Consider the following 13,922-nt stretch of genomic DNA (forward strand, 5'->3'; position numbering starts at 1 on the left):
CTGATTAGATGGCGGGCGTGTTCACCGTCGAGCAGGACCTCCCGCACGCGCTCGGACGTACCGGCACGATCACGACCCCCCATGGCGAGATCCGGACGCCCGCCTTCATCCCGGTCGGCACCCGCGCCACCGTCAAGGCGGTGTTGCCCGAGTCGATGGCAGCTCTCGGCGCCCAGGCGGTGCTGGCCAACGCCTACCACCTGTACCTCCAGCCCGGCGCGGACATCGTCGACGAGGCCGGCGGGCTCGGCAGGTTCATGAACTGGCCCGGCCCCACGTTCACGGACTCAGGCGGGTTCCAGGTGCTCTCGCTCGGCGCGGGGTTCAAGAAGACACTCTCGATGGACTCACACAGCCACCAGGCCGATGATGTCATCGCCGAGGGCAAGGAACGACTGGCGCTCGTCGACGACGACGGCGTGACCTTCAAGTCCCATCTCGACGGCAGCCGGCACCGGTTCACGCCCGAGGTGTCGATGCAGATCCAGCACCAGCTCGGGGCCGACATCATGTTCGCGTTCGACGAGCTGACGACGCTGATGAACTCCCGGGGCTACCAGGAGAAGTCCCTGGCACGTACGCAGGCTTGGGCTGAGCGCTGTGTCGTGGAGCACCAGCGGTTGTCAGCCGAACGAACCGACAAACCAGCGCAGGCGCTGTTCGGCGTCGTGCAGGGCGCGCAGCACGAGGACCTGCGGCGCCGTGCGGCCCGAGACCTGGTCAGGCTCGACTTCGATGGATTCGGTGTGGGCGGCGCGATCGAGAAGGAGAATCTCGGGTCCATCGTCCGGTGGGTCAATGAGGAGCTCCCCCACGACAAGCCCCGGCACCTGCTCGGCATCAGCGAGCCGGACGATCTGTTCACCGCGGTCGAGAACGGCTGCGACACGTTCGACTGCGTCTCGCCCTCACGGGTAGCCCGGTCCTCGCGGGTCTACGCCATGACGGGCCGCTACAACCTCAACGTCGCCGCCTCACGCCGGGACTTCGGCCCGATCGACGCCGAGTGCGACTGCTACACGTGCGCGCACTACTCCAAGGCGTACCTGCACCACATGTTCAAGACCAAGGAGTACATCGCCGCGACGCTCGCGACGATTCACAACGAGCGATTCACGGTACGACTGGTCGACGACATGCGAACGCACATCGAGTCCGGGACGTTCGTGGACTTCAAGGCCGACTTCCTGGGCCGGTTCTACGCCCAGTAGGACGGCTCACGCGACTTGAGCCAGCCAATGACCAGCATCGTCGCTGGACTGACGACGATCTCGACGGCGACCTTGAACACGAATCCGACGACGAAATAGTTCACGAACTGCCCGGGCTCGGTGATGCCGATCGCCCCGGCCGCGATGGCGCAGAAGATGAAGGTGTCGGCCGCCTCGCCGACCCCGGTCGAGCCGATCAGGCGGCGCCACAGTCCCGGCTCCGAGGAGCGCGCCTTCATCCGCACCAACACGTACGAGTTGAGGAACTGTCCGGTCAGGTAGGCAATCATCGATGCCGCAACGATGCGCACGCCCGACCACACGACGCTCTCGAACGCCTCCTGGTTTTCATAGAAGCTGGCAGCAGGCAACTTCATCGCGATGAGGAAGGTCGCAAAAGCCAACAGCGCCGTGCCGAAGCCGACGAGGATCGCCCGGCGCGCAGCGCGGAAGCCGTAGACCTCCGAGATGACGTCGCCAAGGATGTACGCCAGCGGGAACAGGATCGCACCGCCGTCGGAGTAGATCGGCAGGATCGTGATCGGACCGAGGGTCAGGTCGCCGGAAAAGAACTGCGTGCCCTTGGTCGCCGCGATGTTGGAGACCACCAGCACGACACAGAACAGGGCGAGGATCACGTCGAAGTACGACGAGCCCCGTGAGGCGTAATGAATCTCGCGGTCCGGCTGGGCCGCGGTGGCCGACGAAGTCATGACCGCATTCTGCCAGCCGCCCACCCCTGTAGGAGAATCGACGTATGACCGACGAGCTGCCGACCCGTACCGATGTGCTCGTGGTCGGCGCAGGTCCCGCCGGAGCAGCGGCCGCCGCCTGGACCGCGCGCTTCGGGATGGAGACCGTGCTGGCCGACGCTGCCACCTTCCCCCGCGACAAGACCTGCGGGGACGGACTCACGCCGCGCGCGATCGCCGAGCTGTCGCACCTCGGCTTGGAGGAATGGGTTCGCGGTCATGGCACGAATCGTGGGCTGCGGGCCGCCGGATTCGGGCAGGAGCTGCTGCTGCCCTGGCCGGGCGGATCGCTTCCGGACTGGGGCTCGGCCGTCCCCCGCACCGAGCTCGACGACAAGATCTTCCGGGTGGCGATCGAATCAGGAGCGAGGCCGTTCGAGGGCGCCCGCGCGGTCGATGCCGTCCGAGACGCCAGCGGTCGAGTCACGGCCGTGACGTTCGTCCTGGGCAAGGACCGCAAGCCGCACACCATTCACTGCGACCGGCTCATCGTCGCCGACGGCGTGCGATCGTCCTTGGGCCGGGTTCTGGGACGCGAGTGGCACCGAGACACGGCCTACGGCGTGGCCGGACGCTCGTACGTCAAGTCCGGCCGTAGCGACGATCCCTGGATCTCCTCGCACCTGGAGCTGCGCGGCGAGGACGATGAGCTGCTTCCCGGCTACGGCTGGATCTTTCCGCTCAGCGACGGGGAGGTGAATCTCGGCGTCGGCGCCCTGGCCACTGCCAAGCGACCGGCGGATCTCCAGATCCGCCCGCTGATGGAGTACTACGCAACGCTGCGTCGCGAGGAGTGGGATCTGACCGGCGAGCTCCGGCTACCGACCAGCGCGCTGCTGCCGATGGGAGGCGCTGTCTCCGGCGTCGCGGGGCCCAACTGGATCCTCGTCGGAGACGCTGCCGGCTGCGTCAACCCGCTCAACGGCGAAGGCATCGACTACGGGCTCGAGACCGGACGGGAGGGTGCCGAGCTGATGCGCGCCCAGACCGACCTGCAGGACGCCTGGCCGGCTCTGCTCACGACCCACTACGGCGAGGCCTTCTCGATCGCCCGCCGCCTCGCAGGTCTCATCACGATTCCCCGTCTGCTGCCGGCCGCCGGACCCATCGGGATGCGATCGCACCGCCTGATGACGTTTGCACTGCGGGTCATGGGCAACTTCGTCACCGACGAGGACCGTGACATGACCGCCCGCCTGTGGCGCTGGGCAGGGCGCCAGTCCGTACGTCTGGACGATCGTCCCCCATTCACCTCCTGACCCCAGAAAGCGAAAAGCCCGGCCGAAGCCGGGCCCTCGCGTCGTCAGCGAATCAAGCAGCCGGCGGCGTGCCCTTCTTGTTGACCTCCGGCATCTTCTCGCCGGACTCCTTGAACAGGAGATAGGCGAAGTACGTCAATGCGAGCGTCGAGATGAACAGCAGATAGCCCGACCAACCCGGGTTCGAGTAGCCGTAGGTGAACGACCGCAGGATCAGCAGCACCGTGCCGAGGCCGGCCAGGGCCAGGGTGATCAGGCTCCATGGGGGCCCGTCGGGCAATGAGCCCGTGGCGAAAGCCCTGACCGCGACGATCGCTGTGGCAGCGAGGATCAGAAACATGGCGAGGACGCCGTAGCTGTGCCACGCACTGATGCCGTTGCTGCCGAGCGGACCAAGGTCCACGGCGACGAACCGCGGGAAGAACGACAGGATGATGGACACTCCACCAGCGATCAGCGCGCCTTGCTGGTTCTTGCTCAGAGCCTTGAAATCAGCAGCCATGATGTGATCTCCCAACGAGGTTGTGTAGACCGAATGTAGCGCTCCGAGGATGTTTTCTGGAAGAACTCAGCGTCTCGAGCTCCCATCGTGTCGTTCGGCGCCGGTGTCGACCAGCCGCTCCACCCGGTCACGCTCTGCGTGCGACACAATCAGCGGCATGGATGCAGATGTCGTCGTTGTCGGAGCGGGGCTCGCCGGCCTGGTCGCCACCGCAGAGCTCGTCGAGGCGGGCCGCTCGGTGGTCCTGGTCGACCAGGAAGGCGAGCAGGGCATCGGCGGACAGGCGTTCTGGTCGTTCGGCGGTCTGTTCCTCGTCGACTCACCCCAGCAACGCCGCATGGGGATCAAGGACTCCGTCGAGCTCGCGATGCAGGACTGGATGGGCAGCGCGCAGTTCGATCGCGACGAGGACCACTGGCCACGCCAGTGGGCCGAGGCCTACGTCAACTTCGCGGCGGGCGAGAAGCGCTCGTGGCTCAGAACGCGCGGACACAGCGTCTTCCCGGTGGTCGGCTGGGCGGAACGCGGTGGCGGCCTGGCCGGTGGCCACGGCAACTCTGTCCCCCGCTTCCACATCACCTGGGGCACCGGGCCGGGAATCGTCGAGCCGTTCGAGAAGATCGTGCGCCGAGGCCATGCACTGGGGCAGGTGACATTCGCCTTCCGCCACCGTGTCGACGAGCTGGTCCTCGACAGCGGTGCCGTCAGCGGGGTGCGGGGGCACGTGCTGGAGCCGACCGATGCCGAGCGCGCCGCACCAACATCGCGCGTCGCCATCGGCGAATTCGAGCTGTCTGCGCAGGCCGTCATCGTGACGTCGGGGGGAATCGGTGGCAATCACGACCTCGTCCGGGCGAACTGGCCCGCACGCCTGGGAACTCCGCCGACCCAGATGATCTCCGGCGTCCCCGCGCACGTGGATGGCCGCATGCTCGGCATCGCGGAGCGGGCTGGGGCCAACCACATCAACCGTGACCGCATGTGGCACTACGTCGAGGGGATCAAGAACTGGGACCCGATCTGGCCCATGCACGGCATCCGAATCCTTCCCGGACCCTCGTCGATCTGGCTCGACGGCGCCGGCAAGCGTCTGCCCGTCCCTGGCCTGCCCGGATTCGACACGCTCGGCACGCTCAAGCTGCTGCGCCAGAGCGGCCACGACCACTCCTGGTTCGTCCTGGACCAGGCCATCATCGAGAAGGAATTCGCCCTCTCCGGTCAGGAGCAGAACCCCGATCTCACGGGTCGCAGCATTCGCGAGCTGCTGAGACAGCGCCTGTCGAAGGGCGCCACGGGCCCGGTCGAGGCATTCAAGAGCAAGGGTGAGGACTTCATCGTGGCCGACACGATCGACCAGCTCGTGGCGGGCATGAATGCCCTGACCCCCGACTCCCCCGTCGAGCTCGCCGACGTGCGCCGCCAGATCGAGGAGCGTGACCGCGAGCTCGACAACGACTTCACCAAGGATCTGCAGATTGCCGCCATGCGGCAAGCGCGGGCCTACCGTGGAGACCGACTCGTCCGGGTCGCGACACCACACAAGATCCTCGACCCGAAGAAGGGCCCGTTGATCGCTGTACGCCTGCACGTGCTGACCCGAAAGTCCCTGGGCGGCCTCGAGACCGATCTCGACTCCCAGGTGCTCGGTGCCGATGGACAGCCGGTCTCAGGACTCTACGCAGCCGGCGAGGTGGCCGGCTTCGGCGGCGGAGGCATGCACGGGTACAACAGCCTCGAAGGGACCTTCCTCGGCGGCTGCCTGTTCAGCGGGCGCGCCGCAGGACGGGCGGTCGCTCGTCAAGTGCGCTAGGGCCCGCTCCTCACCTCTTGCGCACTGAGACAGCGCCCGTACGGTGAGAGACATGACCGCACCGCTGACGGATCTCAACGACGGATGCCGCATGCCGCTACTGGGATTCGGCACGTACTCGATTCACGATCCGGAGATCTTCGTCCAGGCAATCGACGCTGGCTACCGACTGCTCGACACCGCCACCCGCTACGAGAACGAGCAGGAGGTGGGTCAGGGCATCGCCGCCTCACCGGTGTCCCGCGAGGAGCTGTTCGTCACGACCAAGCTGCCCGGTGACGCGCACGGATCCGCTGGACCTCGGCGGGAGCTGACCGCCTCGCTCGGTCGGCTGGGCCTGGACCATGTCGACCTCTACCTGATCCATTGGCCACTCCCCCGCATCGACAGGTACGTCGAGACCTGGCAGGCAATGATCGCGCTGCGCGACGAGGGGCTCGCCACGTCGGTCGGCGTATCCAACTTCCTGCCCGACCACCTCGACCGCCTGGTCGCCGCGACCGGGGTGGCGCCCGCGGTCAACCAGGTCGAGCTGCATCCGTACTTCCAGCAGGCCGAGCAGCGCGCCGCCGATCAGCGCCATGGCATCACCACTCAGAGCTGGACACCGCTGGGCCGCAAGACTGATCTTCTGGACCAACCCGCGCTGGCCGAGATCGGCGCCCGGCACGGCGTCACCGCGGCGCAGGTCGTGCTGCGGTGGCACACACAGATCGGTGCGGCCCCAATCCCCAAATCTGCGACGCCCGAGCGTTTTCGCAGCAACCTCGACATCTTCTCGTTCGAGCTCGATCCGGAGGACCTCGCACGCGTTGCGGACCTCGAGACCGGAGAGCGGATCGGCGGCGACCCGCGCACGCACGAGGAGTTCTGAGCGACGACCCGCCGTCGATTCAGGTGAGCTGGAGCCGACTGACGGCATCGAAGAATCCGTCCGCGGGCACGGCCCGGCTGTAGCGGAAGCCCTGCACTTCATCACAGCCACGCTCGCGCAGGTAGGCCTCCTGCGGCTCGGTCTCGACACCCTCCCCGACAACGGTCATCCCCAGGGTGTGGGCCATCACGATGATGGTGTCCACGATCGCCGCGTCGGCAGCGCCGACCGCAACGTTGGAGATGAACGACCGATCGATCTTGATCTTGTCGATCGGGAACCGGGTCAGGTAGGACAAACTTGAGAACCCGGTGCCAAAGTCGTCGACGACGATCGCGACCCCCAGCTTGCGAACCGTGTGCAGCACCTCGACGACCTGACGTGGGTCCTCGATGAAGATGTTCTCGGTGATCTCCAGCTCCAGGCGATCGGCCGGCAGACCAGAATCCGCCAGAGCTCGTTGCAGCAACTCCAGCCAGCCCTTGTCATGGAACTGTCGCGGTGACACGTTCACTGCCACCTTGAGATCGACCCCGAGCTCGGCCGACATCGTGATGATGTCGGCGCAGGCCTGGCGCAGCACTCTCTCACCGAGCTGGATGATGAGGCCGTTGTCCTCCGCCACGGGGATGAATCGATCCGGTGAGATCTCGTCGTCCGCCGCGGTCCGCCACCTCGCCAACGCCTCCACGCCGACGACATCGCCGGTCGTCAGGCACACCTGCATCTGGTACGCCACCGAGATCTCGTCACGGGCCAGGGCGTATCGCAGCGCAGAAGCCATCTCGAGCTTGTCCTTGGTCTCGTCGAGCATCGAGACCTCGAACCACCGGAACGAGTTCCGGCCAGCGGACTTCGCGTGGTACATCGCGGTGTCGGCGTGCTTGAGCAAGGTGATCGCGTCCTGGCCACCATCGGGGAACAGCGCAATGCCGATGCTCGCCGTCACGATCAGCTCATGTCCGTTGCACACGAACGGCTCGGGGATGCCCGCCAGCATCTCCGTGATCCGATCCTCGAGCTCTTCTGGTCCGTCGACAGCGGTCAGCACCAGCACGAACTCGTCGCCGCCGAGGCGGGCCACCATGTCGCCAGCCCGGACCTGAGAACGCAACCGGTTCGCCATCTGGACCAGCAGGTCGTCGCCCACGTGGTGTCCGAGGGAGTCGTTGAACCGTTTGAAGTGGTCGAGGTCGACCAGCGCGACGGCCACGCTGCGTCCGCTGCGCCGGGCCGCCCGCAGGTCCGCATCGAGCCGCTCGAAGAGCTTGGTTCGATTGGGCAGGTCGGTCAGAAAATCGAAGTGGGCCATGTGCCGGATGAATGCCTCGGCCTCCCGGCGCTGCGTGATGTCGTACGCCACCGAAAGCACTCCGCTGATCTCTCCGTCCTCGCTCATGATCAGCGCGCTGGCCTCGTTGACCGGGATCGTGGAGCCGTCCTTGCGGCGGTAGTCCACCTCACGCTCGTCGACGAGATCCGATCGGCTGCCCAGCAACGCTGGCCCGGAGCTCGGGGAGCCGCGCAGCACGTCGATCGGTGAGCCGATGAGCTCGTCCCGGTCGAAGCCCAGCAATCGTTCCGCGGCAGGGTTGGACGTGACGATCGTGCCGTCGGGGTCCGAAGCGATGATGCTGAAGGGCAGGCTGTCCAGGATCGACCGGCGGAGAAGATCAGCGCGCTTGGCACTCTCGATCGCATGCATCTCCAGCCGTCCGGTGATGTCGATGACCGACGCGAGCACATGCTGCTCGTTCAGGATCTCGATCGGGGTCAGGCCGATCTCGATCGGGATCTCGGTACCGTCCTTGCGGCGGCCGAACAGGTCGCGTCCCGCGCCCATCTCCCTGCGGTCGGGGCGGCGGAAGAAGGCATTGCGATAGCCGTCGTGCCCCATGCGGAATCGCTCCGGGATCAGATTGTCGATGTTCATGGCCAGGAGCTCGTCGCGGTCGTAGCCGAACGACCTCTCGGTCTGCGAATTGACCAGCACGATGCCGCCGACAGCATTCACCATGATCATCGCGTTCGGAGCCGCCTCGACGACCTGGTTGAGTCGCTCCTTGGCCCGTTTTCGCTCCGTGACGTCGTTGATGGAGGCGAGCATCTGGATGCTGTCATCGATGTGGACCGGGCTCAGACCGATCTCCATCGGAAATTCATGTCCATCCTTGCGCAGGCCGAACAGGTCACGGTCCGCAGCCATGGCTCGGGTGTCCGGGTGCTGGAAGAACGCGGCACGCTCCGCGTTGTGCTTGCCGCGGAAGCGCTCCGGAATCAACCGCTCGACATGCATCGTCATCAGGTCCTCGCGACTGTGCCCGAACAGGATCTCGGTCTGCGTGTTGACCAGCGTGATCCTCCCGTGGACGTCCACCATCACCATCGCGTTCGGGGTCGCCTCGATGATCTGCCGCAGCATCGCGCCGTCGTCGCGGGGGTGCTCGAGCGCCACAGTCAACCGCGCCTCCTCGAATCGAGCGTCTCCTCTGGGGCTGAGCCTAGGTCAGCGTGGGTTCACCACTGAGCACTCCACGAGCACTAGTCTCGGTCCATGACCGCACTTGCGCTGATTCTTGCCGCCATCGCCGGCCTGCTCCATGTCCTGTTCTTCAAGCTGGAGTCACTTGACTGGCGCAAGCCCGCGGCGTGGAAGACCTTCGGGGTGGCGTCACAGGCCGATGCCGACACCACGGCACCCTTGGCGTTCAACCAGGGCTTCTACAACCTGTTCCTGGCACTGGGCACGTTCACCGGCATCATCATGGTTGCGGCGTCCAACACGCATGACTCGATCGGATGGACATTGATCGTGTTCGCCTGTGCCAGCATGCTCGCGGCAGCGGTCGTGCTGGTGGCCAGTGGGGGCCGACCGTTCGCCCGTGCCGCCTCGATCCAGGGGCTTCCCGCACTGGCCGCCATCGTTGCGAGCCTCGCCGCAGCCAGCTGACGACGGGGCATCGAAAGCGTCATCCTCGCTGGTTAGGGTGAGGTCGTGCTTCGAATCGCCACGGTCAATGTCAACGGCATCCGGGCCGCCCACAACAAGACCCGCGGGCAGTCCTCCGGCCTCAGCGAATGGCTCGCCAGCCGGGACGCCGATGTCGTCACGCTTCAGGAGGTCCGCGCTCCCGACGAGATCGTGCGGGACCTCCTTGCCGGCACGGGCTATCACGTCGTCCACACCGAGGCCGCCGCGAAGGGCCGCGCCGGTGTCGCCGTGCTCAGCCGGACCAAGCCCATCGCCGTGCGCGTCGGCAACGGTGACGACTACTTTGACGACTCGGGTAGGTGGGTCGAGTCCGACCTCCCGCTCGCTGACGGCTCGACCTTGACCACGGTCTCCGCCTATGTCCATTCCGGCGAGGCAGGCACGCCCCGCCAGGATGACAAGTACCGCTTCCTCGAGCAGATGGCGATCCGGCTGGCGGCGATCCGCGCGACCGGCAACCACGGTGTGGTCACCGGAGATCTCAACGTCGGTCACACCCAGCTCGACATCAAGAACTGGAAGGGCAACCAGAAGAAGGCCGGCTTCCTCCCTGAGGAGCGCGCCTACTTCGACCGGTACTTCGGCGAGCTCGGCTGGGTCGACGTCCACCGCAGGCTTGCCGGCGAGGTCGAGGGCCCCTACACGTGGTGGTCGATGCGTGGTCAGGCCTTCGACACCGACACCGGCTGGCGCATCGACTACCAGATCGCCACACCGGAGCTGGCCGCAGCGGCCGCGGCGGCCACGGTCGATCGTGCCGAGAGCTGGGCCGAGCGCTGGTCCGACCACGCTCCCCTGGTCATCGACTACGACCTGTGACTGACCTGCGCCCCGAGCCGGCCTAGGTCCAGCCTCACTGCCGCAAGGACATGAGGAGGGGCGCGCACCCCCTGATGCGCGCCCCTCCGATCATGGGTTCAGGTCAGTTGATCCCGACCTTCATCGAGGTGCCCTTCTCCTGGAGGACCTTCACCGTGACGCCTGCGGCCGGCAGCTTCACGCCGTGGTTGGGCAGCTCGGCGAACCAGTACTTCCCGGTGTCGTCGAACAGCGGCTGGGCCGCCTGCCCGCTGATGTGGCTCGGGACGCCCCTGGTGTGCAACGTCATCGAGTCGGCCGTGTGCCGTGAGAACGGCGCATCGTACATCTGGATCCGTGCGCGCCAGGGTGCACCGGTCGCGCTGTTGATGATCGGCGTCGGGTTGGCGTCGATCGGCAGGTTGCGGCCCGATCCCGGGTGCTGGGACGTGTTGTTGTCCAGCACCGAGGTGTCCCAGTACGAGATCAGCAAGCCGTGGCCGTACTTGTAGTGCTCGACGAAGTCCGGCTTGGTGTTGGTGAAGCCGAAGTTGTACGGGCCTGTCTGCAGGTACTTGTCGTAGCCAACGTAGGAGCGGTGACCCATGACGTAATAGTTGTCGAACTGCTGCGTCGTGGTCGCACCGACGATGGAGTAACCGTCGAGCGCCCAAGCCGAGCCCCCGTCCTCAGCGCCGTCAGTCAGCAGCGTCTCGCTGCCGGCGTTGATCGCGATGTCGTCCAGGTAGAGGCCGGGTAGCGCAAGACCACCGTCGGTCTTGTAGTAGAAGCGGAGCTTGATCTTCTGACCGTCGTACGCACCGAGCGGAACCAGCAGGTCTGCCCAGGACGTCTGGTCGCCATCGATCCCCGGGTTGCCGGAGGTGTCTTCGCCGATCGGCGAGCCATTGATCGTGCCTGCCAGCGACGTCCAGCTCGACCCACCGTTGGTGGAGGCCTGAATGTACGCGTAGTCGTACCCTTCCTCGATCGAGTAGCGGACCTTGGCGGTCAGCTCGCCCCCGGTCTTGCCGGTGAGATCGACGTCAGTCGTCTGCGAGTTGGCCAGGTCGTCACCGGATCCGGAGAAGAACTGCTTGGATCCCGAAGCTGGTGCGCCGTTGTCGCTGGTGACTTCCTTCTTCGGCAGCACCACGACCGCGCCCTGTGGCTTCTCGGTGTTGTACTCCTGGGGGCCCATCTCGATGGTCTTCTTCTGGTGCGTGCTGAGCACGTCATGATCGAGCCAGCCCAGCTGCAACTTCTCCCACGCGCCGAGGTCGCCCGGACGGGTGCCCAGCGCCTCGCCCTTTGCATTCAGGCGACTCTGCGCCATCAGGGTCCAGTACTCGTTGGAGTTGTCGCCGCCACCGCTGGTGTCGTACGCATCCGGCAGACCCAGGTCGTGTCCGTACTCGTGGACGAAGACCGACAGGCCGCCGTTCTCGGGCTGGACGGTGTAGTCGCCGACCCACAGGCCGGTGTCACCGATCTGCGTACCGCCCAACGGGTTCTCCGCCGGACCGGTGATGCCGGCGTCGGTCAGGAACGCGTACCAACGGTGAGACCAGATGGCGTCCTCACCCTGCTGCGGGTCGCCGTCGGCCTGGTCGCCGCCCGCGTGGACGATCTGGAAGTGGTCGAGGTAGCCGTCCGGCTCGTTGAAGTTGCCGTTGCCGTTGTAGTCGTAACGGTCGTACTGGTCGTAGGCCTGGAGCGCGGTCTTGACCTCGGCATCTGTCTTGCCCGCGGCATGCTGCTGGGCGATCCACGACGTGATGGCGTCCTGGATCAGGTACCAGGTGCCGGAGTCCCGGCGGCCGTAGCGTGCCTCGTTGTAGGGCACCTTGACCCAGTCCGAGACCGTGCCGTCGACCGAGTAACGGCCTGACGACTGGGCCTGGTAGTACGTCGACACCGACTCGACATTGTCGCCGTGGCCGAAGTAGAGGTCCTGGTAGTGCTGCCTGTCGTAGTCCGCCTGCCAGACCGTGGTGTTGTCCTCGGAGCGGTCCGGCTCGGGGATCTTGTTGCGCAGCGGGCCCTCGAAGGTAGTCGGTCCGGGTGTGTCCGGATCGGTGTCCACGTCGGGGTAGCTGGGGTGACGCTCGTTGCCGAACTCGGCAAGAATCACGAAGATCTTGTCGTCCCGCTCCTGACTGAGCTCGACGTACTGATCCTGGTTCTTGGCGTCCTTGGCCTTGGCGTCCTTGCGGGCCTTGTTGTTGGCCTTGCGTGCAGCGTCGGCCGGGCTGGCACCCTCACCGACCTTGACGACAGAGCTTCCGCCCTTTCGCTCGGCCTTGAGATCCCCGTTGAGAACTCCGGACACGGCCGACTCGCGCAGCGAGCGACGCTTGTCTTCGAGCGGGTTGGGCAGCTCGTCCCCGACCTTGCTTGCCTGGTCCCTGCCGTTGACTGATGATGCTGGTGCTGCGGTGCCCGGAGAGGCGTAAGCCAGTCCGAGAGATGCCGCGAGTGCGAGGCCGACGAGGCCTGAGGTCACGCGCTTCACTGTTCCCCCTTGTTCGGTACTTCGATGAGCAGACGGGCGGTCGCCCTGAGCTGCTTGGTGCGCACACCCTCGTGAGGCATGCGGGCACAACAGAGTCAACTTAGGGAACTTTCAGAATGAACGACAGTCTTGACTTTGGTCCGATCGGACTATACGGATCTAGTTCTTCAGGACCATCGCGTCTGGCCATTCTGGAATTTCCTCTCATCGGCCCAGAAATTGTTTTACGGTGTCCGACGGGAAGGGAGATCCTATGAAAAGAGTCCTAGCCGTGCGTATCTTCGCCGGGATGCTGATGACAGCGCTGGTGTTCACATTCACGCCGGCATCCGCAGTGTCGACATCGACCTACGAGAACCAGGTCATCAGCCGATCGAACGTCAAACGCGTCGAGGCGCACCGGGTCAAGCTCAAGGCGCACTCGTGCGTGGACCTGTACGCCGAGCGCCAGGCTCGGTGGATGGCATCGCATCGTCAGCTCCAGCACCAGAGCATGCGAACCGTGCTCAAGGGCTGCGGACTGACCGGCGTGTCCGAGAACATCGCCTACGGATACTCTTCCGGCACCGCGACCGTCAACGCCTGGATGCGTTCATCCGCTCATCGCCGCAACCTGCTTGCATCCAAGATGCGGTACGTCGGCGTCGGGGCCGTTCAGGACAGCCGCGGGGTCTGGTGGGTGTCTCAGGTACTCGGTACCAAGCTGTAGCCGGATCGTCCGGAGAAATGTCTATCCGGCTGGCCGAAAGACTTCCCCTCGGGCCCTGCACTTGCCCTAGGCTGGTCGCCAGTTGCACGACGTTGGGCCGTACGAATGAATGAGTTCCTCTCCGGGGTGTCTAGTTCTGCTCGAAGGTTGGATGTACGTCGCGACAGTCACCTGCGAAGGTCGCGGGTGACATCTCGCCAAGAGGAGTGAAGACATGGCAACAGGAACCGTCAAGTGGTTCAACGCTGACAAGGGCTTCGGTTTCATCGCCCCCGACGACGGCAGCGAGGACGTGTTCGCGCACTTCAGCGCAATCCAGTCCAGCGGGTACCGCTCGCTGGATGAGAACCAGAAGGTCGAGTTCGACGTCGAGCAGGGCCAGAAGGGCCTGCAGGCGGCGAACATCCGCCCCCTGTAGCAAGTACGTCGAAAGGCCCCGGAGCACCAGCTCCGGGGCCTTTCGTCTGCTGGATCAGAAGTGCCCGCCCTCGTCCCATGCG

The 13,922-nt window shown here is 65.6% G+C and carries 12 protein-coding genes; 8 read left to right on the forward strand and 4 right to left on the reverse strand.

Annotation, left to right across the window (positions count from 1 at the left end; translation table 11 throughout):
• Positions 1-17 precede the first annotated feature (17 nt).
• A complete protein-coding gene (gene tgt, locus WB461_RS12150) occupies positions 18-1,211 on the forward strand; it encodes a tRNA guanosine(34) transglycosylase Tgt (protein WP_423852990.1) in 1,194 nt (397 codons plus the stop codon).
• Here tgt and WB461_RS12155 read toward each other — a convergent pair.
• Complete coding sequence (locus WB461_RS12155; RefSeq protein WP_423852991.1) at positions 1,199-1,924, reverse strand: queuosine precursor transporter; 726 nt, start codon at positions 1,922-1,924, stop codon at positions 1,199-1,201. The two genes, tgt and WB461_RS12155, sit on opposite strands and share 13 nt — an antisense overlap.
• 44 nt (positions 1,925-1,968) lie before the next feature.
• Between WB461_RS12155 and WB461_RS12160 the strand changes: the two genes are divergently transcribed.
• Entirely contained in the window at positions 1,969-3,222 is a 1,254-nt protein-coding gene (locus WB461_RS12160; protein ID WP_423852992.1) for a geranylgeranyl reductase family protein, read from the forward strand.
• 52 nt (positions 3,223-3,274) lie between these two features.
• Here the strand turns inward: WB461_RS12160 and WB461_RS12165 are convergent, their stop codons facing one another.
• Entirely contained in the window at positions 3,275-3,724 is a 450-nt protein-coding gene (locus tag WB461_RS12165; RefSeq protein ID WP_423852993.1) for a hypothetical protein, read from the reverse strand.
• Positions 3,725-3,881: 157 nt separating this feature from the next.
• On the opposite strand from WB461_RS12165, the gene WB461_RS12170 reads away from it, so the two are divergent.
• Both WB461_RS12170 and WB461_RS12175 read left to right on the forward strand, forming a co-directional pair.
• Positions 3,882-5,534 (forward strand): FAD-binding dehydrogenase, encoded by a 1,653-nt coding sequence (locus WB461_RS12170; RefSeq protein WP_423852994.1) that lies wholly within the window; start codon positions 3,882-3,884, stop codon positions 5,532-5,534.
• 52 nt (positions 5,535-5,586) lie between these two features.
• Positions 5,587-6,408, forward strand: a complete 822-nt coding sequence (locus WB461_RS12175) for an aldo/keto reductase (protein WP_423852995.1) — start codon at positions 5,587-5,589, stop codon at positions 6,406-6,408.
• 19 nt (positions 6,409-6,427) lie between these two features.
• On the opposite strand, the gene WB461_RS12180 is transcribed toward WB461_RS12175, so the two are convergent.
• A complete protein-coding gene (locus WB461_RS12180) occupies positions 6,428-8,863 on the reverse strand; it encodes a sensor domain-containing protein (protein ID WP_423853001.1) in 2,436 nt (811 codons plus the stop codon).
• 99 nt (positions 8,864-8,962) lie between these two features.
• Here WB461_RS12180 and WB461_RS12185 point away from each other — a divergent pair, with 99 nt between their 5' ends.
• Complete coding sequence (locus tag WB461_RS12185) at positions 8,963-9,358, forward strand: DUF1304 domain-containing protein (RefSeq protein ID WP_423852996.1); 396 nt, start codon at positions 8,963-8,965, stop codon at positions 9,356-9,358.
• Positions 9,359-9,403: 45 nt separating this feature from the next.
• Positions 9,404-10,219 carry an exodeoxyribonuclease III gene (locus WB461_RS12190; protein WP_423852997.1) on the forward strand — a complete coding sequence of 272 codons (816 nt, stop codon included), beginning with the start codon at positions 9,404-9,406 and terminating at the stop codon, positions 10,217-10,219.
• Positions 10,220-10,322: 103 nt separating this feature from the next.
• Here WB461_RS12190 and WB461_RS12195 read toward each other — a convergent pair whose 3' ends face one another.
• Positions 10,323-12,704, reverse strand: coding sequence for an immune inhibitor A domain-containing protein (locus tag WB461_RS12195; protein ID WP_423852998.1), 2,382 nt, complete (start codon positions 12,702-12,704; stop codon positions 10,323-10,325).
• 262 nt (positions 12,705-12,966) lie between these two features.
• Here WB461_RS12195 and WB461_RS12200 point away from each other — a divergent pair, with 262 nt between their 5' ends.
• Together WB461_RS12200 and cspE are read left to right on the forward strand one after the other, a co-directional pair.
• On the forward strand, positions 12,967-13,422 hold the full coding sequence (locus tag WB461_RS12200) for a CAP domain-containing protein (RefSeq protein WP_423852999.1): 456 nt from the start codon (positions 12,967-12,969) through the stop codon (positions 13,420-13,422).
• A 214-nt stretch (positions 13,423-13,636) separates the two neighbouring features.
• Positions 13,637-13,840, forward strand: a complete 204-nt coding sequence (gene cspE / locus WB461_RS12205; protein ID WP_153653062.1) for a transcription antiterminator/RNA stability regulator CspE — start codon at positions 13,637-13,639, stop codon at positions 13,838-13,840.
• Positions 13,841-13,922: the final 82 nt, after the last annotated feature.

The sequence above is a fragment of the Aeromicrobium sp. genome (genome assembly GCF_049587115.1).
GTDB lineage: Bacteria > Actinomycetota > Actinomycetes > Propionibacteriales > Nocardioidaceae > Aeromicrobium.